This window comes from Georgenia satyanarayanai (assembly GCF_009193135.1).
Classification (GTDB): domain Bacteria; phylum Actinomycetota; class Actinomycetes; order Actinomycetales; family Actinomycetaceae; genus Oceanitalea; species Oceanitalea satyanarayanai.
Genome location: NZ_VUKC01000005.1, coordinates 157,671 through 179,855, shown reverse-complemented (window position 1 = coordinate 179,855; position 22,185 = coordinate 157,671). Strand labels below are relative to the sequence as shown.

Annotated in this window: 24 protein-coding genes; 7 read left to right on the top strand and 17 right to left on the bottom strand. The window is 76.3% G+C overall.

The window, feature by feature from the left end:
* Positions 1-12 precede the first annotated feature (12 nt).
* The gene (locus GD632_RS08460) at positions 13-789 is read left to right on the top strand and encodes a methyltransferase domain-containing protein (protein ID WP_152190914.1); all 777 of its coding nucleotides are present in this window, start codon (positions 13-15) and stop codon (positions 787-789) included.
* A gap of 10 nt (positions 790-799) precedes the next feature.
* On the opposite strand, the gene GD632_RS08455 is transcribed toward GD632_RS08460, so the two are convergent.
* Positions 800-1,414 (bottom strand): response regulator, encoded by a 615-nt coding sequence (locus GD632_RS08455; RefSeq protein WP_152190965.1) that lies wholly within the window; start codon positions 1,412-1,414, stop codon positions 800-802.
* Between the two features lie 145 nt (positions 1,415-1,559).
* Here GD632_RS08455 and GD632_RS08450 point away from each other — a divergent pair, with 145 nt between their 5' ends.
* Complete coding sequence (locus tag GD632_RS08450) at positions 1,560-2,957, top strand: aldehyde dehydrogenase family protein (protein ID WP_152190910.1); 1,398 nt, start codon at positions 1,560-1,562, stop codon at positions 2,955-2,957.
* A 98-nt stretch (positions 2,958-3,055) separates the two neighbouring features.
* On the opposite strand, the gene mutM is transcribed toward GD632_RS08450, so the two are convergent.
* The 11 genes from mutM to GD632_RS08400 form a co-directional block, all read right to left on the bottom strand.
* Positions 3,056-4,138, bottom strand: coding sequence for a bifunctional DNA-formamidopyrimidine glycosylase/DNA-(apurinic or apyrimidinic site) lyase (mutM, locus tag GD632_RS08445; RefSeq protein WP_152190908.1), 1,083 nt, complete (start codon positions 4,136-4,138; stop codon positions 3,056-3,058).
* 8 nt (positions 4,139-4,146) lie between these two features.
* Positions 4,147-4,863 (bottom strand): ribonuclease III, encoded by a 717-nt coding sequence (gene rnc / locus GD632_RS08440; RefSeq protein ID WP_152190906.1) that lies wholly within the window; start codon positions 4,861-4,863, stop codon positions 4,147-4,149.
* On the bottom strand, positions 4,863-5,456 hold the full coding sequence (locus GD632_RS08435; protein ID WP_152190904.1) for a YceD family protein: 594 nt from the start codon (positions 5,454-5,456) through the stop codon (positions 4,863-4,865). The genes rnc and GD632_RS08435 overlap by 1 nt, the downstream gene beginning before the upstream one ends.
* Before the next feature lie 161 nt (positions 5,457-5,617).
* A complete protein-coding gene (locus GD632_RS08430; RefSeq protein WP_152190902.1) occupies positions 5,618-6,109 on the bottom strand; it encodes a hypothetical protein in 492 nt (163 codons plus the stop codon).
* On the bottom strand, positions 6,106-6,594 hold the full coding sequence (gene coaD, locus GD632_RS08425) for a pantetheine-phosphate adenylyltransferase (protein WP_152190899.1): 489 nt from the start codon (positions 6,592-6,594) through the stop codon (positions 6,106-6,108). Before coaD ends, GD632_RS08430 begins: the two co-directional genes overlap by 4 nt.
* Positions 6,591-7,202: a 16S rRNA (guanine(966)-N(2))-methyltransferase RsmD gene (rsmD, locus tag GD632_RS08420; RefSeq protein WP_264371883.1), complete on the bottom strand. Its 612-nt coding sequence runs from the start codon at positions 7,200-7,202 to the stop codon at positions 6,591-6,593. Before rsmD ends, coaD begins: the two co-directional genes overlap by 4 nt.
* A 10-nt stretch (positions 7,203-7,212) precedes the next feature.
* The gene (locus GD632_RS16390; RefSeq protein WP_264371882.1) at positions 7,213-7,341 is read right to left on the bottom strand and encodes a hypothetical protein; all 129 of its coding nucleotides are present in this window, start codon (positions 7,339-7,341) and stop codon (positions 7,213-7,215) included.
* Positions 7,338-8,876 carry a DUF6297 family protein gene (locus GD632_RS08415; RefSeq protein ID WP_152190895.1) on the bottom strand — a complete coding sequence of 513 codons (1,539 nt, stop codon included), beginning with the start codon at positions 8,874-8,876 and terminating at the stop codon, positions 7,338-7,340. Before GD632_RS08415 ends, GD632_RS16390 begins: the two co-directional genes overlap by 4 nt.
* Positions 8,873-9,559 carry an ABC transporter ATP-binding protein gene (locus tag GD632_RS08410; RefSeq protein ID WP_152190893.1) on the bottom strand — a complete coding sequence of 229 codons (687 nt, stop codon included), beginning with the start codon at positions 9,557-9,559 and terminating at the stop codon, positions 8,873-8,875. Before GD632_RS08410 ends, GD632_RS08415 begins: the two co-directional genes overlap by 4 nt.
* An 89-nt stretch (positions 9,560-9,648) precedes the next feature.
* Positions 9,649-11,874: an ATP-dependent DNA helicase RecG gene (locus GD632_RS08405; RefSeq protein WP_152190891.1), complete on the bottom strand. Its 2,226-nt coding sequence runs from the start codon at positions 11,872-11,874 to the stop codon at positions 9,649-9,651.
* A complete protein-coding gene (locus GD632_RS08400) occupies positions 11,871-13,367 on the bottom strand; it encodes a DAK2 domain-containing protein (RefSeq protein ID WP_193311411.1) in 1,497 nt (498 codons plus the stop codon). Before GD632_RS08400 ends, GD632_RS08405 begins: the two co-directional genes overlap by 4 nt.
* A gap of 214 nt (positions 13,368-13,581) precedes the next feature.
* On the opposite strand from GD632_RS08400, the gene rpmB reads away from it, so the two are divergent.
* Both rpmB and GD632_RS08390 read left to right on the top strand, forming a co-directional pair.
* A complete protein-coding gene (rpmB, locus tag GD632_RS08395) occupies positions 13,582-13,779 on the top strand; it encodes a 50S ribosomal protein L28 (RefSeq protein WP_110853808.1) in 198 nt (65 codons plus the stop codon).
* Between the two features lie 94 nt (positions 13,780-13,873).
* The gene (locus GD632_RS08390) at positions 13,874-14,449 is read left to right on the top strand and encodes a GNAT family N-acetyltransferase (protein WP_152190884.1); all 576 of its coding nucleotides are present in this window, start codon (positions 13,874-13,876) and stop codon (positions 14,447-14,449) included.
* On the opposite strand, the gene GD632_RS08385 is transcribed toward GD632_RS08390, so the two are convergent.
* Both GD632_RS08385 and GD632_RS08380 read right to left on the bottom strand, forming a co-directional pair.
* A complete protein-coding gene (locus GD632_RS08385; RefSeq protein ID WP_152190882.1) occupies positions 14,409-15,422 on the bottom strand; it encodes a pirin family protein in 1,014 nt (337 codons plus the stop codon). The two genes, GD632_RS08390 and GD632_RS08385, sit on opposite strands and share 41 nt — an antisense overlap.
* A 48-nt stretch (positions 15,423-15,470) precedes the next feature.
* Positions 15,471-16,460 carry a thiamine-phosphate kinase gene (locus GD632_RS08380; protein WP_152190880.1) on the bottom strand — a complete coding sequence of 330 codons (990 nt, stop codon included), beginning with the start codon at positions 16,458-16,460 and terminating at the stop codon, positions 15,471-15,473.
* A gap of 62 nt (positions 16,461-16,522) precedes the next feature.
* Between GD632_RS08380 and GD632_RS08375 the strand changes: the two genes are divergently transcribed.
* Complete coding sequence (locus tag GD632_RS08375; protein WP_193311410.1) at positions 16,523-17,026, top strand: DUF3515 family protein; 504 nt, start codon at positions 16,523-16,525, stop codon at positions 17,024-17,026.
* 133 nt (positions 17,027-17,159) lie between these two features.
* Here the strand turns inward: GD632_RS08375 and GD632_RS08370 are convergent, their stop codons facing one another.
* A complete protein-coding gene (locus tag GD632_RS08370; protein WP_152190876.1) occupies positions 17,160-18,320 on the bottom strand; it encodes a D-alanine--D-alanine ligase family protein in 1,161 nt (386 codons plus the stop codon).
* A gap of 202 nt (positions 18,321-18,522) precedes the next feature.
* On the opposite strand from GD632_RS08370, the gene GD632_RS08365 reads away from it, so the two are divergent.
* Both GD632_RS08365 and GD632_RS08360 read left to right on the top strand, forming a co-directional pair.
* Positions 18,523-19,671 (top strand): trans-sulfuration enzyme family protein, encoded by a 1,149-nt coding sequence (locus GD632_RS08365; RefSeq protein WP_152190874.1) that lies wholly within the window; start codon positions 18,523-18,525, stop codon positions 19,669-19,671.
* Positions 19,672-19,680: 9 nt separating this feature from the next.
* The gene (locus tag GD632_RS08360) at positions 19,681-20,349 is read left to right on the top strand and encodes an AMIN-like domain-containing (lipo)protein (protein WP_152190872.1); all 669 of its coding nucleotides are present in this window, start codon (positions 19,681-19,683) and stop codon (positions 20,347-20,349) included.
* Between the two features lie 3 nt (positions 20,350-20,352).
* Here GD632_RS08360 and GD632_RS08355 read toward each other — a convergent pair whose 3' ends face one another.
* Both GD632_RS08355 and GD632_RS08350 read right to left on the bottom strand, forming a co-directional pair.
* The gene (locus tag GD632_RS08355; protein WP_152190869.1) at positions 20,353-21,375 is read right to left on the bottom strand and encodes an NAD(P)H-dependent glycerol-3-phosphate dehydrogenase; all 1,023 of its coding nucleotides are present in this window, start codon (positions 21,373-21,375) and stop codon (positions 20,353-20,355) included.
* Positions 21,372-22,163, bottom strand: coding sequence for a lysophospholipid acyltransferase family protein (locus GD632_RS08350; RefSeq protein WP_152190867.1), 792 nt, complete (start codon positions 22,161-22,163; stop codon positions 21,372-21,374). Before GD632_RS08350 ends, GD632_RS08355 begins: the two co-directional genes overlap by 4 nt.
* Positions 22,164-22,185 lie beyond the last annotated feature (22 nt).

Below are 22,185 nucleotides of genomic sequence, written 5' to 3'. Positions count from 1 at the left end.
AAAGGAGCACCGATGTCCGACTGGGACCGCGTCCAGTACGCGCGCTTCGCCGGGGCCCGCGGCCGACCCTTCCGGGACCTCCTGGCGCAGGTGGACGCCGTGGACCCACGCACCGTCGTCGACCTCGGCTGCGGGAGCGGTGAGCTCACCGCCACCCTCGCCGAGCGCTGGCCCGGTGCAGAGGTCGTCGGCGTCGACTCCTCGCCTGACATGGTCACCGGCGCGCGGGCCCTGCCCGCGGCCCTCGCCGGACGGCTGACCGTCGAGGAGGCCGACCTGCGCGCGTGGGTCGCCCACCGCGCCCCGGGCAGCTGCGACGTCGTGGTGAGCAACGCGGCCCTCCAGTGGGTGCCGGACCACCTCGGCCTCCTGCCGGCCCTCGTCGACCTGCTGGCGCCCGGAGGTCGGCTAGCAGTCCAGATACCCGGGAACCACGACGCGCCGAGCCACCGGATCCTGCGCGAGCTGGCCGGTCGGTACGGCGTCCCGGAGGCCGCGCGACGACCCGCCGTGCCCGGTCCCGACGACTACCTCGGGGTGCTCGGCCGCCTGGGGTGCGCGGTCGATGCCTGGGAGACGACCTACCTGCACGTGCTGAGCGGGCCCGACCCGGTGTGGGAGTGGGTACGCGGCACCGGCGCCCGGCCGCTGCTCCACGCGCTGCCCGACGGGCGGCGGGAGGAGTTCGCCGAGGAGTACCGTGCCCGGCTGCGCGAGGCCTACCCGGCCGAGGCCTGGGGCACTGTCCTGCCCTTCCGGCGGGTGTTCGCCGTCGCGGTGCGCCGCTGAGCGGGGTCGGTCAGGCGCGCCAGCCCTTGGCGCGCTGACCGGCCACCCACGCCGCGACCTGGGTGCGGCGCTGCAGGCCCATCTTCGCCAGCAGGGCGGTGATGTGGTTCTTCACCGTCTTCTCCGCGACACCCAGCTTCTCGCCGATCTCACGGTTGGACAGACCGTCGCCGATGAGGTCGAGGACCTTGCGCTCGGACGGGGTGAGGTCCGCCGTCGGGTCGTCGTGGTCGGCGCGGCGGCGGGTGACGGTGCGCTCGTCGAGGAGCGTGCGGCCCGCGGCCACGGCCTTGATGACGTCGGCGATCTCGGCCCCGCGGACCGTCTTGAGGAGGTAGGCGCGGGCACCGGCGTCGAGGGCCTCGGCGAGCGCGTCGTCGTCGTCGAAGGAGGTGAGGACGACGGCGCGGGCCTCGGGGACCGACTCACGCAGTGCGCGGATGATGTCGATGCCGGTGCCGTCGGGCAGCTGGAGGTCGACGAGGAGGATCTCGGGCCGCACGAGCGGCGCGCGGCGCAGCGTCTCGGCGACCGAGCCGCCCTCGGCGACGACGGTGAGCCCGTCGGCGCGGTCGACGATCTCGGCGATGCCGCGCCGCACCACCTCGTGGTCGTCGATGATCATGACGCGGATGTCACGCGGTCCGGAGGCGGTCTGCTCGGTCACGCCTCGACCCTAGCGCCCCCGGCGGCGCCGGTGGGCACGGCTCGACGGGATCCCGGAGATTCCGTGGCGCCGGCGGCCGACGCTCGCCGCGTACCCTCGCGGGGTGACCAGCGCCCCCACCGAGACCGCCGCCGTCGTCGTCCAGCGCGTGCGTGACCGCTTCGACACCGGGGTGACCCGGCCGCTGGCGTGGCGGCTGCGGCAGCTGGACCGGCTGGCCGCGCTCGCCGGCGAGAACGCCCGCGACATCGAACGGGCGCTGCACGCCGACCTGGGCAAGTCGTCGACCGAGGCGTACCTGTCCGAGATCGGCGTCCTCCTCGCGGAGATCCGCCACACCCGCAAGCACCTGCGCCGGTGGCTCGCGCCGCGGCGGGTGGGCGTGCCGTGGCAGTACCAGCCGGCGCGGGCCTCCCTCGTCCTCGAGCCGCTCGGCGTCGTCCTCGTCATCGCCCCGTGGAACTACCCGGTCTTCCTCCTCCTCGGCCCGCTCGTCGGGGCGCTGGCGGCGGGCAACACCGCCGCGCTCAAGCCGTCGGAGCTCGCGCCGCGCACCGCCGAGCTCCTCCAGCGGCTCGTGCCGCGCTACCTCGACGGCGTCACGGTCGTCACCGGCGGCCCGGAGCAGACCACCGAGCTGCTGGAGGAGCGGTTCGACCACATCGTGTTCACCGGCGGGGGGCGGGTCGCGCGGATCGTCATGACGGCGGCCGCCCGGCACCTGACGCCCGTCACCCTCGAGCTCGGCGGCAAGTCCCCCGCGTGGGTCGACGCCACCACCGACCTGCCCGCCGCGGCCCGGCGCATCGCCTGGGGCAAGCTCGTCAACGCCGGCCAGACCTGCGTCGCCCCCGACTACCTCCTCGCGCCGCCCGACGTCGCCCGGGCCCTCGAGCCGCTGCTGGCCCGCGAGATCCGCGCCATGTACGGCGCCGACCCGGCCGCCAGCCCGGACTTCGGGCGGATCGTCACGAGCGAGCACGCCGCTCGGCTCGACCGGCTGGTGACGGAGTCCGTCGCCGCCGGCGCGCGCGTCGTCGTCGGCGGGGAGACGGACGTGGCCCGGCGCTACGTGCCCCCGACCGTGCTCGCCGACGTCTCCCCCGACTCCCCCGTCATGGCCGAGGAGATCTTCGGGCCGGTGCTCCCGATCGTCCCGGTGCCCGACCTCGACGCCGCGATCGCGCACGTCCGCGGCGGGGACAAGCCCCTGGCGCTGTACGCCTTCACCGCCGACGAAGGAGTGCAGGCCCGCCTGCTGCGGGAGACGTCGTCGGGCGCGGTGGGTCTGGACGTGCCGCTCGTCCAGGCGTCGATGCCGTCCCTGCCGTTCGGCGGCGTCGGGCCCTCCGGGATGGGGGCGTACCACGGGGAGGCCTCGGTGCGGACCTTCAGCCACGCCAAGCCGGTTGTGCGCAAGCCGCTGACACCCGACACGCTCGGCGCCATCCGTCCGTCCTTCACCGCCGTGCGGCGGGCGCTGGCGCGGCGCCTGCTCTGACGGTCGCTCAGCGCCGGGCGCGCACCTTCTCGCGGCACCGCCCGGTCCGGTCGGGCTGGGTGTGGAGTGTTGGACCTCTGAGGTCCAACACCCCACACCTAACGCGGCGGGTGAGCGCGCGAGGGGCGCTGGCAGCGCGGGCAGAAGGTCGAGGACCGGCCCATGAAGGACTCGCGGCGCATGGGCGTGCCGCAGCGTCGGCAGGGCTCGCCGGCGCGCCCGTAGGCGTCGAGCGAGCGCGCGAAGTAGCCGCTGGCGCCCTCGACGTCGACGTAGAGCGCGTCGAAGGAGGTGCCACCGGCCGCGAGGGCCTCGCGCATGACGGCCTCGGCGGCGGCAAGGAGCTCCAGGGCCGCGCGCTGGGTGAGGCGGTCGGTGGCGCGGCGCGGGTGCAGGCGAGCGCGCCACAGCGCCTCGTCGGCGTAGATGTTCCCGATGCCGGAGACGAGCGACTGGTCGAGGAGGGCGCGCTTGACCTCGGTGCGCCGCTGCCGCAGCCGGCGGGCGAGGGCGGCGCGGTCGAGGTGCGGGTCGAGCGGGTCGCGGGCGATGTGGGCCGCGGGCGCGGGCAGCACGGGGACCGGTGAGCCGTGTCCGCCCGGCGCGCCGTCCGCCGTCGGGACGAGGTCGGCGACGAGCAGGTGGCCGAAGGTGCGCTGGTCGACGAACCACAGCCGGGCGCCGTCGTCGAGGTCGAGGGAGACGCGCAGGTGGCGGGTGGGGTCGGGCGGGACGCCGGGGGCGGCGGTGGGTGCCGGGCGCTCGTCGGCAAGTCGGCTGTCGGCGGTAAGTCGGCTGTCGGCGGCAAGTCGGCTGTCGGCGGCAAGTCGACTGTCGGCGGTAAGTCGGCTGTCGGCGGGGGGTGGGGGGTGGACGAGGTGCTCGGGCGGGGGGAGGGTGAGCGCCGCGTCCTCGCGGCGGACGAGGAGCTGGCCGCTCATCCCGAGGTGGACGAGCAGCGCGTCCTCGGCGTCGTCGTCGAGCACGAGCCACAGGTACTTGCCGCGACGCACGGCGGCCGAGAGCGTGCGCCCGGTGAGCCGGCCGGGCAGGTCGAGCGCCCCACCCACGTGCCGGCGCACCGCGCGCGGGTGGTGGACGACGACGGCGTCCACCCGCCGGCCGAGCACGTGCCGGGCCAGGCCGTCGCGGACGGTCTCGACCTCGGGCAGCTCGGGCATCGGCGCGCTCAGGCGCTCTCGGCGAGCAGACGGGTGTAGGCGTCCTCCGCGGCCTGCTGCTCGGCGACCTTCTTCGCCGGTCCGGCGCCCGTGCCCCACGGCTGCTCGGCGACGATGACGGTGGCGGTGAAGCTGCGCGCGTGGTCGGGGCCGGTGCCGACCACCTCGTAGGTCGGGGCGGGCAGCCCGCGGGAGGCGACGAGCTCCTGGAGGCTGGTCTTCCAGTCCAGGCCGGCGCCCAGCGTGGCGGCCTGCGCGAGCAGGCCGGCGACGAGCCGCTCGATCATCGCGCGGGTGGGCTCGAGCCCGTTGCACAGGTAGGCAGCGCCGATGAGGGCCTCGACAGTGTCGGAGAGGATCGAGTCCTTCTCCCGTCCGCCGGTCACCAGCTCGCCACGGCCGAGGAGGATGAAGTCTCCCAGGCCGAGCTCCCGCGCGACCCCGGCCAGCGCGCGCTGGCTCACGGTCGCCGCGCGCATCCGGGCGAGGTCCCCCTCGGGGGTCTCGGCGTTGGCCCGGTAGAGCCGCTCGGTGACGACGAGCCCGAGCACCGTGTCCCCGAGGAACTCCAGGCGCTCGTTGGTCGGGATGCCGCCGGCCTCGTGGGCGAAGGAGCGGTGGGTGAGGGCGAGGACGAGCAGCTCGGGGTCGATGTGGACGCCGAGCCGCTCGAGGAGCACGTCGACGTCGTCACGGGCCGGGCCCGCGACCACCTTCCGGCCCATCAGTTCTCCTCGCCGTCGGTCCCGTCCGCGGCGTCGTCGTCCTCGGTCGCTGCCGCGCCCAGGCCCGCGAGCGCCGCCCAGCGGGGGTCGACGTCCACGTGCTCGTGGTCGGCGGGCAGGTCGTCGAGCCGCTCGCCGCAGCCGGCGCACAGCCCCCGGCAGCTCTCCTCGCACAGGGGGCGGAAGGGCATGGCGGTGACGACGGCGTCGCGCACGACCGGCTCGAGGTCGAGCAGCTCGCCCTCGAGCTCGAGCATGTCCTCGGCCTCCTCGTCGCCGTCGGCGAGAGCTGCCTCGCGGGCACCGGGGTAGAAGAAGAGCTCGCTCACCTCGACGGTGCGGTGCTCGGTGATCTCGCGCAGGCAGCGGGAGCACTCGCCCTGGAGGTCGACGGCGGCGCCGCCGCTGATCAGCACGCCCTCCATGACGGCCTCGAGCCGCAGGTCGAGCCGGATGTCGGAGCCGGGGACGACCCACATGACGGCGGTGCCGAAGTCCTCGGGCGCGGGGACCGCGCGCTCCACCGTCCGCAGCGTGCCGGGCTGGCGCGCGAGGTCGTGGGTGCTGATCACGAACGGTGATCGAGAGTCCATGGTCACTCCTGGTGAGACGACGAGCCCGCGGGCAGCCGGCCGGCCCGCAGCCGCTTCACGTTACCCCACCCCCCACCGTCGCAACTGGTGACTTCGCCGACAGGGCAAGCGCTTCCAGGCGTCGCCGGACCCACCACGTGCGACGTTGGGGGACGGGCGGGTCAGGGCTCGGGGGTGGGGTCCTGGGTCGCCAGGCGGTCGCGGCCGGCGCGGACCTGCTTGGTGATGGCGCCGAGGTCGATCTCGAACTGGGCGAGCTGGCGGTCGCAGTAGTCGTTGGCGTCGCGGGCCAGCTGGGCGGCCCGCTCCTCGGCGGCGGTGATGATCTGCTCCGAGCGCTGGCGGGCCAGCTCGACGACGCTCTCCTGCCCCACGAGCCGCTCGGCCTGCTCCTCGGCCTCCCGGAGGATGCGCGCGGCCCGCTCGCGGGCGTCGGCGAGGACGTCCTCGGCGCCGGTGAGGACGTCGTCGGCGGCCTTGATCTCCCCCGGTACGACGGCCTTGGCCGCGGCGATGAGATCGAGCGCCTCGGCGCGGTTGACCAGCACGGACGCGGACATCGGCATCTGCCGGGCCTCGGTGACGAGCGCGCTGAGCTCGTCGAGGATGGCGATGAGCGAGGCGCCGTCGTGGTCCTCGGCGGGGGCGGTCATTCCGGTCCTCCAGGGTGGGGGAAGGCCTCGCGCAGGGCACGCGCGACGGCGGGTGGGACGAGGTCGGAGACGTCACCGCCGTGGCGGGCGACGTCCTTGACGAGGGAGGAGGCGACGTGCGCGAGCGCGCCGTCACCGACGAGGAAGACCGTCTCGACGCCCGACAGGTGCCGGTTCATCAGGGCCATGGGCTGCTCGGCGTCGAAGTCGGCCCCACCACGCAGGCCCTTGACGACGGCGCTGGCGCCGACGCGGCGGCAGTAGGCGGCGAGCAGGCCGTCGACGACGTCGACGCGCACGTCCAGCCCCGCCGTGGCCTCGCGGGCGAGCGCGACACGCTGCTCGAGGGGGAAGAGGTAGCTCTTGCGGGAGTTGTGGGCGACGGCGAGCACGACCTCGTCGAACATCCCCCGCGCGCGGCGCAGGACGTCGAGGTGCCCGAGGGTGACGGGGTCGAAGGACCCGGGGCACACGGCCAGGCTCATCGCTGCTCCCCCGCCGCTCGCTCGCCCATGTCGGTCACGGTAACCGCCTCCTCGCCGGGCACGGTGGAGGCGAACCACAGTGTCGTGTCGCCGTAGCGGCGCTCGTCGGTGCGCTCGAGGGCGGGCGGCCACGTCGGCTCGGGGCTGCGTCGCGAGCGCTCGACGACGACGACGGCGTCCGGCGCCAGCCACGCCGTGAGTGCGCTGAGCACGTCCCCGATCTCGGCCTCGGTGACGTCGTAGGGCGGGTCGATGAGGACGAGGTCGTAGGCGGTGCTCGGGGCGCCCATGAGGTAGCCGCGGGCGGTGCCACCGACGACGACGGCGGTCTCCCGCATCCCGAGCGCGGCGACGTTGCTCCGGCACGCGGCGACGGCGGGCTTGGCGGAGTCGACGAGCGTGACGCTCGCGGCGCCCCGGCTGGCGGCCTCCAGCCCGAGTGCGCCGGAGCCGGCGTACAGGTCCAGGACACGGGCGCCGTCGACGACGCCCCGGTGGTCCAGCCGCGAGAACAGCGCCTCGCGCACCCGCTCGCTCGTCGGGCGCGTGGCTCCCTTGGGGACGGTGAGCGTGCGCCCGCCCGACACCCCGGACACGATCCTCGTCACGGCACCGACCCTACGCCGCACCGGCGACGTCGCCCGACAGGCTGACGACGGCGGCGACGAGCAGCACCGCGACGACGACCATGGCGACGACGACGCCGGCCACCGCCCACGCCACCCAGCGCGGCAGCCGCCGCCTCACCGGGCCCCCCGCCGCCGGGCGGGTCTGACCGCGAGAACGACGGCGAGCGCCGTGAGCGCCACCTGCAGGCCCAGGAGCACCGGTGTCACCGCCCCGACGAGGACGGCGACGAGCAACGGGACGGCCCCGAGGACGACGACGTCGGGGCCGGTGTTGGCGATCGTCGCCATCCCGGGAGGGAACACGCCCATGGGCGTGACGATGAGCGGGCCGGAGAAGTCGGCCTGCGGGCGGTAGGCCGAGCGGACCGCTCCTGCCGCCCACACGGGGGCGGCGAGCAGGCCGAGCGCGAGCCAGCCCCCGACGTCGCCGTGGCTGTCGCCGAGGACGGCGAAGACGGGCACCGTCCACACGAGCATCGCGAGCACCGGCACGGCGAGCCGCCACAGGCGCACGGTGCGCTGCGGGACGGGCAGGAGGGCGTCGATCGCGGGCACCGCCTCCGCGTCACGGGCGCCCTGCGCGGTGGTGAGGGCGGCGAGCCAGGCGCCGGTCACGACGAGCAGGGCGCTGAGGAGCGCCGGCAGCGAGGGCACGAACGGGGCGAGGAGCGCGAGCGCGGCGCCGCAGCCCACCTGGACCAGCCGCCGCGGGGCGCGCAGGAGCAGGCGGGCGTCCGCCACGGCGACGACGACGCCCGGTCCCAGCGTCCGCACGAGGGCCGGCACGGCCCGCAGCCGGGCCGAGCGGCGGCGCCGCCCCCGCCGCGGCTCGGTGTCCAGGGCGCGGCCCAGGGCCCGGGTGTCCATCGTCAGCGAGGCGCCGCGCAGCTCGACCGTCGCGGCCCCGCGCTCGCGGAGCTCGGTGTCGTGGACCCGGGGCAGCGAGCGCAGGGCGGCGACACCGGCGAGCACCGCCAGCCCGCCGGCGGCGGCGGCCGGCCACCACGCACCGCCGACGGTGAGCGCAGGGGGCGGGGCGAGCGCGAGCGCGAGGGCGGCGACGGGGACGAGCGCGAGGAGGAGGTCCCCGGCGGTGCCGGCCACCCGGCGTCGTCCGCCCGCCTCGAGGGGCACGAGGGCCAGCGCGAGGGCCGCGCCCAGGCCGAGCCCGGCGAGGGCCGCGGCGACGGCGTGCCCGGCGGTGACCGCGGGGTCGAGCGCGAGGACGAGGAGGAGCCCGGTGACGGCGCCCGTCACCGCCGAGGCGGTGGTGGGCGCGACGAGCGAGGGCCGCAGGAGGGAGCCGCGCTCCCCCGGCAGCGGGAGCCACCACGCCGCCTGGGCGGCGCCGAGGGAGACGGGCCCCGTGCGCGCGAGGAGGCCGGTGCCCGCCCCGAGGACGGCGACGGCGAGGAGGACGGTGATCCAGGCGGTGTCGAGCTCGGTCGACGGCGGGGCGCCGGCGCGCAGCAGTCCCTGGCTGCGCGCCAGCGCGGCGACCATCGCGATCGTGACGGCCAGCGTGAGGGCGATGGTGTAGACGTCGGAGAGCAGCTCGCCGACGCTCGTGCTGCTGCGGGTGCGCAGCACGAGGCGGGTCCAGCGGCGCATGGCGCCGCCGCCGGGGTAGCCCGCGGCGCCGGACGCGTTCACAGCGCGGCGATCGCCGCGGCCCCGGCGGCGGGGTCGAGGACGCGGACACCGTCGTCGTGGAGGAGGACCACGCGCGTGGCGGCGTGCTCGACGAGCACGGGGTCGTGGGAGGCGACGAGGACGGCGCCGCCGTCCTCGCGCTCCTGGACGAGCATCTGCGCCAGCCGGTTGCGCATGCCGGCGTCCAGGCGCTGCTCGGGCTCGTCGAGGACGAGGAGCGAGCGCGGGCGGGCGAACGCGGCAGCGAGCAGGACGCGGCGGCGCTGCCCGGAGGACAGGGCCGAGGGCAGCGCGTCGGCGCGGTCCGTGAGCCCGAACTCCTCGACGAGGTCGGCGACGACCGCGCGGGCCTCGGGCACCCGGTGCCCGAGGGCGGTGAGGAGCAGGTGCTCGGTCACGGTGAGCGCCGGGAAGAAGGCGTCGTCGCCGAGCACGCTGGCCACCGCGGCGCGGACCTCACCGGTGCGCGGGTCCGGCGCCGCGCCGAGGAGGCTCACCTCGCCGCCGAGCGGCTCCTGGAGGCCGAGGGCGGTGCGCAGGACGGTCGACTTGCCGGTGCCGTTGGCCCCGATGACGGCGACGCCCTCCCCGGGGCGGACCTCGAGGTCGACCGGCGCGCACACCGGCTCCTCGCCGTAGCCGACGCTCAGGGACCGGGCGCGAAGGAGCGGCTCGTCGGGCATGGGGGCGAGCCTAACGGCCGGCCGCTCCGCCTCCGTCCGGGGACCTCGTGCCCGAGGAGCTCACGCTCCCGTGCCGTCGCCTCCACGCCTCACGCCCGGTCGAGGAACTCGGCGCGCTCGGGGTCGAGCTGCTCGGTGATGGCCTGGAGCAGCGCCGGGTGGTCCATGAGCAGGCGGTCCTGGTCGACGATCCTGCGCGCGTCCCAGCGGGCCTTCTCGATGGTCTCCGTGTCGGTGAGCACGCGCAGCAGCCGCAGCGAGCTGCCGCGGCCGGACTGGGCGGCGCCGAGGATGTCGCCCTCGCGGCGCTGCTCGAGGTCCACCTGGGCGAGCTCGAAGCCGTCGGTGGTCGACTCGAAGGCCCGCAGGCGGGTCATCGCCGGGGTGAGGTCCACGGTGGTGGTCCAGGCGATGCAGGTGCCGGGGCGGGCGCCGCGGCCGATGCGGCCGCGCAGCTGGTGGAGCTGGGAGATGCCGAAGCGGTCGGCGTCCATGATGACCATGACCGAGGCCTCGGGGACGTCGACACCGACCTCGACGACGGTGGTCGTCACGAGTACCGGCACCCGCCCCGAGGCGAAGGCGGCCATGGCGGCCTCCTTGTCCTCCGGCGACATCCGCCCGTGCAGCTCCCCCACGGCGACCCCCTCGAGGACGGGGTGCTCACGCAGCAGCGCGGCGACCTCGTCGACGGCGGCCAGCGGGCGGGCGGGCGCGGGACGGGCGCCCGTCGGCGCGTCCTCGGTGGGCGGCTCGTCGCTCTCCGCGAGGAGGTCGGTCTCGACGTCGTCGTCCTGGGACGTGATCCGGGGGCACACGACGTACACGCGGCCGCCGTCGTCGATCTCCTCGCGGGCCAGCTGCCAGGTGCGCTCGACCCACCTCGGGTGGTTCGCCGGGGCGAGGAAGGTGCGGATGGGTGAGCGGCCGGCGGGGATCTCCCGGAGCGTGGAGGTCTCGAGGTCCCCGAAGACGGTCATCGCCACCGTGCGCGGGATGGGGGTGGCCGTCATGACGAGCAGGTGGGGGGCGGTGGCGGCCTTGGCGCGCAGGGCGTCGCGCTGCTCGACGCCGAAGCGGTGCTGCTCGTCGACGACGACGAGCCCGAGCTCGGCGAACTGGACGTTCTCCGAGAGCAGGGCGTGGGTCCCGATGACGATCCCGGCCTCGCCCGAAGCGGCCGCGAGGAGGGCCGCCTTGCGCGCGGCGGCCGGCATGGAGCCGGTGAGCAGGGTGACGCGGGTGCCGTCCTCCGCGCCGCCGAGCATCCCGGCCTCGGCGAGCGGGCCGAGCATGGCGGTGATCGAGCGCGCGTGCTGCGCGGCGAGCACCTCGGTGGGCGCCAGGAGCGCGGCCTGCCCCCCGGCGTCGACGACCTGGAGCATGGCGAGGAGCGCGACGACGGTCTTGCCCGAGCCGACCTCGCCCTGGAGCAGCCGCTGCATCGGCCAGGGGCGGGCGAGCTCCGCGGAGAGCTCGGCGACGACCTCCTGCTGGCCCTGGGTGAGCGTGAAGGGCAGCCGCGCCTCGAAGGCCTCACGGATGCCGCCCGCGCGGGACGGGCGGGCGGTGGCGGCGGTGGCCTCGGCCTCGGCGCGGCGCACCGCGAGCGCCGTCTGGAGGACGAAGGCCTCCTCGTAGCGCAGCCGCTCCCGGCCGCGGCGCCAGTCCTCCTCCGAGCCCGGGGAGTGGACGAGCCGCAGCGCCTCGAGGAGCGTGGGCATCGCCTCGCGCTGGAGGACGCGGAAGGGGACGGGGTCGGGGACGTCGGCCTCGTGGAGCGGCTCGAGGACGGTCTGGACCGCGCCGCGGATGCGCCACGTGGGCAGCGCCGCGCTCGCCGGGTAGAAGGGGATGGGGCGGGACTGCTCGCGGGCCGCCGCCTCGGTGTCCTCCTCGTCGTCGACGAAGCGGAAGTCGGGGTTCTTGAGCATCCGCCGCCCGCCGAACTCCTCGACGGTGCCGGTGAACAGTCCGACGCGACCACCGCGGAGCTGGTTCTCCCGGGTGGCGAGCATGCCGCGCCCGCCGAAGAAGCGCAGCAGCAGCTCGCGGCGCTCGTCGCTGACCGTGACGTCGAGCATCGCGGTGCGGGGGTTGCGGGTGGAGCGCAGCGAGGTGCGCACGACCATGGCGTTGACGGTGACGTGGTCCCCGACCGGGAGGTCGGTGAAGTCGGTGAGCCGGCCCGGGTCCCCGTACCGGCGCGGGTAGTGGCGCAGCAGGTCCCAGGCCGTCTCGATGCCGAGCTTGGCCAGCGCCTTGGCGGTGCGCTCCCCGACGAGCCGGGGCAGCGCGGTGGTCAGGGCGGTCACTGGACCCCCAGGAGCAGCTCGGGCGTCGGCACGCCGGCGTCGAGGACGAGGACCTCGGCCTCCGGCGCGACGGCGAGGACGGCGGTGCGCAGCCGCTCGGCGACACCGGTCGCGCCGGGACCGGCGACGGCGGTGACGAGCTCGTCCCGCGGCCGGACGAGCCGGGCGACCGCCTCCTCGAGCCGGTCGGCGGCGCAGGTGGCCGTGCGGACCCGGCCCGCGACGTCGTCGGCGGCGGCGAGCCGCGCGGTGGCCGGTGCGCCGGGGTGCTGCTCGCCGGCGACGGCGAGGACGGCCGCCTCGGTCCGGGTGGCGGCCACGGACACGCGCTGCGGGAGCAGCGGGGTGAGGACGCTCGTGGCGAGGGCGGCCGACTCCTCGTCGCAGGGCAGGAGCAGGACGTCGCGGGCGCCGGCGTCGACGACCCCGCGCTCGAGCCCCGCGGGGTCGGGGTGGAGGACGACGACGGCCCCGGTGGCGGCGAGCGGCGCGACGAGGCCGGGCAGGCGGGTGCAGGCGACGACGCCGGAGGGCGGGGCGGTGAGCGAGCGGACGCACACCTGCTCGGCGCCGCCGGCCAGGACGGCGGCGGGGTCGGCCGTGTGGACGTGGACCTGCCACAGGCCCCGCTCGCCCGGCCCCTCGCTGCCGCCGACGACGGCGACCGACTCGCCGGCCGCGTCGAGGCGGTCACGCAGGAGCGCCGCCTGCTCCGCCGTCGCGTGCAGGACGTACATGACCTCGAGGTCGCCGCGCCCGGCGACGTCCGTGCCGACGACGCCCGCGCCGAGCGCACACGCCGCCCCGTCGGCCGCCGCCCGGGACGCGGGGAGGCTCGCCAGCGCCTCCCGGGCGCGGGCGGTGGCCGGGGCCCCGCCGTCGACGACGGCCGCGAGCGCCTCGAGGAGGATCGTGTAGCCCGCGGCGCCGGCGTCGACGACGCCCCGCTCGGCGAGCACGGGCAGCTGGCTGCGGGTGTCGCCCAGCGCGCGGGCGGCCTCCCGGGCGGCGGCGGTGACGACGCCGGCCACGCTGCGGTCCGGTGCCTCCTGCGCGGCGCGGGCGGCGGCAGCGGCCACGGTGAGGACGGTGCCCTCGACGGGGCGTGCCACGGCCTCGCGGGCGTCCTGGGCGGCGGCGGTGAGCGCGGCGGCGGTGGCCGGGCCGTCGAGGACGTCGCGGCCGGCGACCGAGCGGGCCAGCCCGCGCATCGCCTGGCTGAGGATGACCCCGGAGTTCCCGCGCGCCCCGACGAGCGCCCCGCGGGCGGCGGCGGCGGTGAGCGCGGTGAGGTCCGCCTCGGGACCCAGGCGGCCCGCGGCACGGGCGGCACCGGCGAGGGTGAGGACGAGGTTGGTGCCGGTGTCCCCGTCGGGGACGGGGAAGACGTTGAGGACGTCGACCTGCCGGCGGACGGCGAGGAGGGACCTCAGCCCCTGCTCGAACCAGCGGCGCACGTCCGCGGGCCCGAGCACGGTGAGCGTGTCCGCCACGTCCGTCCTCCCGGGTATCGTCGATCGCGTCCAGGTTAGTGCCCGCCCCTGACACCGTGACGCACCTCCCCCGGCCCCGTTTGGGTGTGCCCCGCGCCGTCGGGTATCCTGATCAGGTTGCCCGTACGGGCGGTCGGCCGGCCCGCGCCGTCGACCACGACAGACCCCACGATCGAGCAGATCGTGTTGCCAGCAAGAGATTCAGGAGAAGACCGTGGCTGCCACCTGCGACGTCTGCGGCAAGCACCCCAGCTTCGGCAAGAGCGTCTCGCACTCCCACGTGCGGACGAGCCGTCGGTGGAACCCGAACATCCAGCGCGTGCGCACGAACGTGAACGGCACCGCGAAGCGGATGAACGTCTGCACCTCGTGCCTCAAGGCCGGCAAGGTGCAGCGCGCCACCAGCGCCTGACCTGCTCCACCCGGCTCGCCGGGTGACCACAGCGTGACCGAAGGGCCGCCCGGGTGCCGGGCGGCCCTTCGGCGTGCCCGGGTACCGTGGCGCCGTGCGCCAGCTCACCACCGACCGCCTCCTCCTGCGTCCGTGGACGGACGACGACGTCGACTTCGCCCTCGACCTCCACTCCCGCTGGGAGGTCCAGCGCTTCCTCGGTGCCGAGCCGCGGGTCGTGACCGACCGGGCCGAGGCGGCCGACCGCGTCGCGCGCTACCGCAGCCTGGACGACCACCCCGTCCACGGCGTCTGGCTGATCACCGACCGTGACGGCGGCCGGCGGCACGGCTCGCTGCTCCTCAAGGACATCCCCCTGTCCGGGCCGTCCCTGCCGCTGCTGCCCTCCGGGGAGACGGAGATCGGGTGGCACCTCCACCCGGACTCGTGGGGGCACGGCTACGCGAGCGAGGCAGCGGCCGCCGTCCTCGCTCACGCGCTCGGCGGCGGGCTGCCGCGGGTGGTGGCGGTGACCTACCCGGACAACCACGCCTCCCAGCGGGTGGCGATGCGCATCGGCATGGAGCACCGCGGCACGACGGAGCGGTTCTACAACGCGAGGAGCGAGCTCTTCGTCGCCGAGGCGTCGGTCAGCGGGAGCGGGGCTCCTCGAGCCGGGAGCGGGGCCTGAGCCGCACCTGCGGCAGCTCGGGGGCGGGCAGGGGCGCGCCGTCGTACCCGGTGACGCGGCCGAAGCGGGCGACGCCCTCGGGGTCCCCCGCGACCGCCGCCTGCCACTGGGCGCGGGCCGCGACGACCTCCTCGTGCGTGCGCCCGACGAAGTTCCACCACATGAGCACCTCCTCCTCGAACGGGGCGCCGCCCATGAGCACCGCGCGGACCGGGGTGTCACCGGCCTCGAGGACGATCTCGTCCCGGCCGGGCGCGAGGTAGGCGAGCCAGGCCGGTGGCACGGTCGTGCCGGCCACGGACAGGTCACCGGAGTCGAGCAGCAGCCCGTGCTCGAAGGTCGGGTCGACCGGGAGCCGGACGCGCGCGCCGGCAGGGAGGTCGAGCTGCGCGGCCACGAGCGGCGAGTACGCCCGTGCGGGCGACCGCACCCCGCCCAGGGAGCCCATGAAGACCCGCACACGGGCGCCGTCGACCTCGACGGACGGGACGTCCGCGACGTGCTCGAAGGCACGCTCCCCGGCGCGGTGAGCGTCGGGCAGGGCGGTCCACAGCTGGACGCCGTGCAGGCGCCCCTGGTCGGGGAAGCGCCGCAGCGTCCCCTCCTCGGAGTGGCAGATCCCGTTGCCGGCGGTCATGAGGTTGAGCTGGCCGGGCTCGATGGTCTGCACGGAGCCGAGCGCGTCCCGGTGGAGCACCTGCCCCTCGAAGAGCCACGTCACCGTCTGCAGACCCGTGTGCGGGTGCGGCGCCACGTCCATCCCGCCGGAGACGGCGATGTCGTCAGGGCCGTAGTGGTCGGCGAAGCAGAACGGCCCGACGAGGGAGCGCTGGCGGGAGGGGAGGGTGCGCCGCACCGTCATCGCCCGCGGCCCGCCCAGGGGGACGTCGCGCGGCTCGATGAGCTCGACGGCGGCGGGCTCGGGCCCGGCGACGCACACCTGCTCCTGCGGCCGCGCCTCGAGGTTCGTCATGCTCCCCAGCGTAGGCGCGCCGGCGGCGGGCGTCACCGGGCGGCGCCCCTACCGGCGGAAGTGGTCCCAGCCGACGGCGGCGGCGTGGCGGGCGTCCTGCGGAGCCGTGAGGACGCGCGGCTGCCCCGCGCGGACCGAGCCGAGGCGCCGGAAGCCGGGCGGCAGCGTCACCTCGGCGGGGAAGGTGGCGAGCAGGCCGTGGTCCTCGCCACCGGTGAGCACCCAAGCCTCCGGCGCGGCCCCGTGCCGGGCCGCGAGGGGGGTGAGGGCGGCGAGGTCACCCGGAAGCGAGTCGGCGAGCGGGTCGAGGACGACCTCCACGCCCGACGCGCGCGCCAGGCGCCCGGCGTCGCGCAGCAGGCCGTCGCTCACGTCCATCATCGCGCTCGCCCCGGCGTCCGCGGCGGCCGGCCCGGCGGCGTAGGGCGGGGCGGGCCGGAGGAAGGCGGCGACGGCGGCGGTCGCTGCGCCGTCGTCGTCCTCCGGGGACGTGGTGAGGACGGCGAGACCCGCGGCGGCCGCGCCGATCCCGCCGGCGTGGGCGAGGACGTCGCCGGGGCGAGCGCCGGAGCGCAGGACCGGGGCGCGGCCCTCGAGGTCGCCGTGGGCGGTGACGGCGACGACGAGCTGCTCCCCCGCGCTGAGGTCGCCGCCGTCGACACCGACGCCGAGCGGCGCACACACGTCGGCGAGGCCGCGGGCGAGGCCCTCGACCCAGGCGACCGGGGTGGCCGGTGGCAGGACGAGGCCGACGACGGTGCTCGTCGGGACGGCGCCCATCGCGGCGACGTCGGCGAGGTTCTGCGCCGCGGCCCGGGCACCGAGGTCGCGGGCGGTGCCCCAGCCGCGGCGGAAGTGGTGGTCCTCGACGAGGACGTCGGTCGAGACGACGAAGCGCCCGTCCGGGGCGGCGACGACGGCGGCGTCGTCTCCCGTCGGGACGAGGGTGGCGCGCCCGCGCGGCAGCAGCGGGGTGAAGCGGGCGAGGAGCTCACCCTCGCTCAGCGCGCTGACGGGGAGCGCGGAGGTCTCGGTCACCCGGCCACGCTACCGGGGGCCGCCGCGCCGACACCCCGCACGGGCGGGTTACGGTGAGGGACGTGAGACGACGGCGGACGGTGGCCCTGGCAGCGGCGGTGGCGGCGGTGGGGGCGTGCGCGTCCCCGCTCACGGTGCCCGCCGGCCCGCAGGCCGCCGACCCGGTGTGCGCGGAGGTCCTCCAGGCGCTGCCCGGCGAGCTCGCCGGCGGCGAGGAGCGCTCGATCGCGAGCCAGTCGATCGCCGGGTGGGGCGATCCGGCGATCACGCTGCGCTGCGGCGTCGACGTGCCCGGCCCGAGCACCGAGCGGTGCATCACCGTCGAGTCCGGTGACTCGTCCGTCGACTGGCTCGCCCTGGAGAGCGACGACGCGATGGTCCCCGACCACGCCCGCCGTGAGAACGGCTCGTGGACCTTCGTCACCTACGGGCGGGTGCCCGCGGTCGAGGTCGTCGTGCCGACCGAGCGCGGCGGCGACCAGCCCACCGCCGTCCTGGTGGACCTGGCGCGAGCGGTCGAGCGCACGACAGCAGAGCGCGCCTGCATCGGCCTCGAAGACCTCTGACCCACCCCGCCCCACCCGGCCCAGCCCCGCCCCGCCGCCCCACAACGTCGCAATTGGTGGCCTGGACGACGGGATGTCGCCTCGCGGCGTCGCTCAGCCCGCCAATTGCGAAGGTGGTGGACGGGGTGCGGGCCTAGCGGAGGCCGACCGGGCGTGCCAGGGCTAGCTGGATGAGCTCGTCGACCAGCTCGGGGTAGGGCAGGCCGCTGCGCTCCCACATGAGCGGGTACATCGAGTACGGCGTGAAGCCGGGCATCGTGTTGACCTCGTTGACCGTCACGCGGCCCGAGCCGGTGACGAAGAAATCCACCCGCGCCAGCCCCTCGCAGCCGAGCGCCTCGAAGGCCCGCGCCGCGACGACCCGCACCTCGTCGATGACGTGCTGGGGAAGGTCGGCGGGGCAGCTGAGCCGCACCTGACCGGCGTCGAGGTACTTCGCCTCGAAGTCGTAGAAGTCGTGCCCCTCGACGACGATCTCCCCCGGCAGCGCGGTGCGCGGGGCGTCGTCGCCGCGACCCTCGAGGACGGCGCACTCGATCTCGCGGCCCTCGAGCGCCGCCTCGACGACGACCTTCGGGTCGTGGCGCTGCGCCTCGACGATGGCGTCGGCGAGGTCGGCGCGGTGGTCGACCTTGGTGATGCCGAGGGACGAGCCCGCCCGCGCCGGCTTGACGAACACCGGGTACCCGAGGCTGTCGACGGCGTCCATCGCGGCGTCGGCGTCGGTGCGCCACTGCGGCGGGGTGATGACCGTGTAGGGCCCCACGGGCAGCCCGTGCCCCGCGAGGACGACCTTCATGTAGTGCTTGTCCATGCCCGCCGCGGAGGCGAGCACGCCCGAGCCGACGTAGGGCAGCTGGGCCATCTCGAGCAGGCCCTGGAGGGTGCCGTCCTCACCGAACGGTCCGTGGAGGACGGGGAAGACGACGTCGACCTCGCCGAGGCTGCGCGGCAGCCGGCCGGCCTCGGTGACGGTGAGCTCGCGGCGCACGTCGGCCATGGGCAGGACGACGTCCCCCTCGGCCGCGCCGACCTCCGGCAGGTCGCCGCCCGTGATGGACAGGGCGTCGGGGTCGTCCGGGGCGAGCACCCACTGGCCCGACGGCGTGATGCCGATCGGCAGGACGTCGTAGCGCTCACGGTCCAGGGCGCGCAGCACGCCGGCGGCGGTGGCGCAGCTGATGGCGTGCTCGCCGCTGCGCCCGCCGAAGACGAGGGCCACCCGGGTGCGCCGCGGCGTGGCGGCGCCGGGCTCGGCGGCGGGAGGGGGCGCGGGCTGGGTCGAGTCGCTCATCGCCTGTGAGACTACCGGCGGGCGCCGACGGCGCCCCCCGCAACCCGCCGCCCGGTGACCGGGCTCTCGTCCGCGCGGCACACCGCGCCCGCCGACTTGCGCCCCGAGCGTCCAGCGGGAGCAGGGTGGAGCGGGGAGGTGGCCCCGGCCCACCCGTGGGACGGAGCACGGGGCACCCGGCGCCCAGGCTTACCCTGAGGCCGTGAACGACCGAGACCTCAGCCCCGCCACCTACGCCGTCGTCGCCGGGCGCCCCGAGCGCACCGAGGGGGCACCGGTCAACCCGCCGGTGGTCCTCTCCTCCACCTACGTCGGCCTCGGCGCCGCCGCGCCGGGCGTCCCCGTCTACACGCGCCTGGGCACCGAGACGTGGGAGCCGCTGGAGGAGGCGCTCGCCGGCCTCGAGCGGGCCGGCGAGCCCGGTCTCGTCTTCGCCTCGGGCATGGCCGCGGTCAGCGCCGCGCTCGACCTCACCCGCCCGGGCACCCGGCTCGTCGTCCCGCGCCACGCCTACCACGCGTCCCTCGTCGCGGCCCGTCACCTCGTCGAGCGCACCGGGGTCGAGCTCGTCGAGGTCGACATCGCCGACACCGACGCCGTGGTCGCCGCGATCGAGGGCGGCACGACGTCGCTCGTGTGGGTCGAGACGCCCACCAACCCCATGCTCGAGATCGCCGACATCGCCGCGATCAGCGCCGCCGCCCACGCGGCCGGGGCGGTCGTCGTCGTCGACAACACCTTCGCCACCCCGCTGGCGCAGCGTCCGCTCGAGCTCGGCGCCGACGTCGTCGTCCACTCGGTGAGCAAGTACCTCGCCGGCCACTCCGACCTCATCCTCGGCGCGGTCCTCACGAGCTCCCGCGAGCTGTACGACGCCGTGCGTCTGCGCCGCGACATCGGCGGCGGCATCGCCGGCCCGTGGGAGACGTGGCTCGCGCTGCGCGGCCTGCGCACCCTCGCGCTGCGCGTCGAGCGCTCCCAGGCCAACGCCGCGGAGCTGGCGCGCCGCCTCGAGGGCCACGAGCACGTCGTCGCGGTCTCCCACCCCTCCCTCACCAGCCACCCGCAGCACGAGCGCGCCACCGCGCAGATGGACGGCTACGGCTCGATCATCACGCTGCGTCCCGTGGGTGGGCAGTCCGGCGCGGACGCCCTCGCCGCCGCGGTGCGCCTGTGGGTGCCGGCGACGAGCCTGGGCGGCGTCGAGTCGAGCCTCGAGCGGCGCCGGCGCTTCGCCTCCGAGGCACCCACCGTGCCCGACGACCTCCTGCGCATGTCCGTGGGCGTCGAGGACGTCGAGGACCTGTGGGCCGACCTGCAGCACGGGCTGGCCGCGGCCGCCGCCGTCTAGCATCGGGGGATGACCGCCCCGCGCACCACCCGGATCGTCGCCACCGCCTCGCTCGCCGCCCTCGCCCTCGCCGCCTGCGCGAACGACGACGGCGAGCCCTCGCCGCCGTCGTCGACGAACCCGCCGCCCGTGGTCACCGAGCCGACGACCGACGCCTCCCCCACCGAGGAGCCGTCGGCGACCCCCGAGCCCACCACCGACGCACCGACCGAGGCCCCCGCGCCGACCGACGCGCCGGCCTTCGGCCCGGCGGGCACCGCGCAGAGCGCCGAGCCGAGCGGTGACCTCCTCCTCCCGGTCGGCCTGCGGGTGGGTGACCACGAGGGCTTCGACCGCGTCGTCGTCGAGCTGGCCGGCGAGGGTGTGCCCGGCTGGCAGGTCGAGTACGTCGACGAGGCGATCGAGGACGGTCGCGGCGAACGGGTCGACGTCGACGGCGAGGCGATCCTCTCCGTGTCCGTCTCCGGCACGCGCTACCCCGACGAGGGCGAGGAGCACTACGTCCCGGGCGCGCCGCTCGAGGGACCGGACATCGTCGAGGAGGTCCACTACCTCGGCACCTTCGAGGGCCTGACCCAGCTGTTCATCGGCGTCGACGACGGTCCGGCGGACTACCGGGTCTTCACGCTCGCCGACCCGGCGCGCCTCGTCATCGACGTCGCCGACCCCGAGGACTGACGGTCAGACGCCCTCGGCCTTGCGGGGCCGGGAGAGCAGCGCCTCGGTCATCGCGAGGACCGGCAGGCCCTCGTGGAGGACGGCGGCGACGGCCTGGCTGATCGGCATGTCGACGTCGTGCGCGGCCGCCAGCTCGAGCACGGCGCGGCAGGACTTGACGCCCTCGGCGGTGCCGCCGGTCGCCACGATGGCCTCCTCGAGCGTCATCCCCTCCCCCACGTGCCGGCCGAGGGTGTTGTTGCGCGAGAGCCGCGAGGCACAGGTCGCGACGAGGTCACCGAGGCCCGCGAGGCCGGCGAAGGTCTCGGCCTGCGCACCGAGCGCGAGCCCGAGGCGGGTGGTCTCGGCGAGCCCGCGCGTGATGATCGTCGCGGTCGTGTTGTCACCGAAGCCGGAGCCCTGGGCCATGCCGACCGCGAGCGCGATGACGTTCTTCACCGCGCCGCCGAGCTCGACCCCGACGACGTCGGTGTTCGTGTACGGCCGGAAGTAGGGGGTGGCGCAGGCGTGCGCGACCCGCGCGGCGGCGGCCTCGTCGCTCGCGGCGACGACGGTGGCCGTGGGCTGGTGGGTGGCGATCTCACGGGCGAGGTTCGGCCCGGAGACGACGGCAACGCGCCGCTCCTCCAGCCCGAGCGCCTCGCGCAGCACCTCGCTCATCCGCTCGTGGGTGCCGAGCTCGACCCCCTTCATGAGCGAGACGACGACGGCGCCGGGCTCGAGCGCGTCCGCGGCGCCGGACAGCACCGCGCGCACCGCCTGGGAGGGGATGGCCACCGCGACGACGCCCGCGCCGGCGAGCGCGGCCCGCAGGTCGGTCGTCGCCGTGACCCCGGGCGGGAGGGGGACGTCGGGCAGGTAGCGGGAGTTGCGGTGCTCCTCGGTGATCTCTCGGCAGGTGTCCGGCGAGCGGCCCCACATGGTGACCGCGTTGCCGGCGTCGGCGAGGACCGCGGCGAAGGTCGTGCCCCAGCTGCCGGTGCCGAGGACCGCGGCGCGGGCCGGTGCGGTGGTCGTGCCGGTCATGCATCCCTCTCGGTCCGGGTGTCCGTGCGTGCGCGGCGGGCCCGCCTGCGCTCGGCGCGCGCGGCCAGCTCGACGGCCCGCGGGTCGCCGTCGCGGCGGGTGTCGTAGACGCGGGCCGGCGGCTCCTCGCCGCGCAGCCCGGCGAGGATCTCGGTGATCGCGGCCATGACCCGCTCGGTGGCCTCGCGCAGCGCCTGCGGGTCCTCCTCGCGGCCGTAGAGGTCCTCGAGCGGGACCGCCGGACCGGCCTCGACCCGCACGGTGCGGCGCGGGAGGAGGTGGGGCACCTTCCCGTAGCGCGCCAGGACGTCCTGGGGTCCCCACTGGGCGACCGGCACCACCGGCACCCGCGCCGAGAGCGCGAGCCGGGCGACGCCGTGCTTCGCCGTCATCGGCCACAGGTCGGGGGCGCGGGTGAAGGTGCCCTCGGGGAAGATCCCCACGCACAGCCCCCGCTCCAGCGCCTTCCGCGCCGGCTCGAGGGCCGCGACCGCCGAGGCGCTGTCGCGCTCGACGGGGATCTGCCCGGCCAGGCGGAACACCCGGCCGACCACCGGCACCGCGAAGAGGGTGTGCTTGGCGAGGAAGCGCGGCGCGGCCCCGTGGTTGTACAGGTAGTGCGCGAAGACGAGCGGGTCGACGTTCGACAGGTGGTTGCCGGCCGCGATGAAGCCCCCCTCGGCGGGCAGGTGCTCGGCGCCGCGCCAGTCGCGGCGCATTGTCGCCCGCAGCAGCGGGCGCAGCAGCCCGGCCACGGCGCGGTACATCGGGGGGACGGGTCTGGTCATCCGGGGATCGTATCGTCGCGCC

What these genes read in the sequence shown, in the direction of transcription:
- GD632_RS08460 (WP_152190914.1), top strand. Translation starts at nt 13, where the DNA reads ATGTCCGACTGGGACCGCGTCCAGTACGCGCGCTTCGCCGGGGCCCGC.
- GD632_RS08455 (WP_152190965.1), bottom strand. Translation starts at nt 1,414, where the DNA reads ATGATCATCGACGACCACGAGGTGGTGCGGCGCGGCATCGCCGAGATC.
- mutM (WP_152190908.1), bottom strand. Translation starts at nt 4,138, where the DNA reads ATGCCCGAGCTGCCCGAGGTCGAGACCGTCCGCGACGGCCTGGCCCGG.
- rnc (WP_152190906.1), bottom strand. Translation starts at nt 4,863, where the DNA reads ATGGGCCGGAAGGTGGTCGCGGGCCCGGCCCGTGACGACGTCGACGTG.
- GD632_RS08435 (WP_152190904.1), bottom strand. Translation starts at nt 5,456, where the DNA reads ATGGACTCTCGATCACCGTTCGTGATCAGCACCCACGACCTCGCGCGC.
- GD632_RS08430 (WP_152190902.1), bottom strand. Translation starts at nt 6,109, where the DNA reads ATGACCGCCCCCGCCGAGGACCACGACGGCGCCTCGCTCATCGCCATC.
- coaD (WP_152190899.1), bottom strand. Translation starts at nt 6,594, where the DNA reads ATGAGCCTGGCCGTGTGCCCCGGGTCCTTCGACCCCGTCACCCTCGGG.
- GD632_RS08410 (WP_152190893.1), bottom strand. Translation starts at nt 9,559, where the DNA reads ATGCCCGACGAGCCGCTCCTTCGCGCCCGGTCCCTGAGCGTCGGCTAC.
- GD632_RS08385 (WP_152190882.1), bottom strand. Translation starts at nt 15,422, where the DNA reads ATGACGAACCTCGAGGCGCGGCCGCAGGAGCAGGTGTGCGTCGCCGGG.
- GD632_RS08370 (WP_152190876.1), bottom strand. Translation starts at nt 18,320, where the DNA reads ATGAGCGACTCGACCCAGCCCGCGCCCCCTCCCGCCGCCGAGCCCGGC.
- GD632_RS08360 (WP_152190872.1), top strand. Translation starts at nt 19,681, where the DNA reads ATGACCGCCCCGCGCACCACCCGGATCGTCGCCACCGCCTCGCTCGCC.
- GD632_RS08355 (WP_152190869.1), bottom strand. Translation starts at nt 21,375, where the DNA reads ATGACCGGCACGACCACCGCACCGGCCCGCGCCGCGGTCCTCGGCACC.
- GD632_RS08350 (WP_152190867.1), bottom strand. Translation starts at nt 22,163, where the DNA reads ATGACCAGACCCGTCCCCCCGATGTACCGCGCCGTGGCCGGGCTGCTG.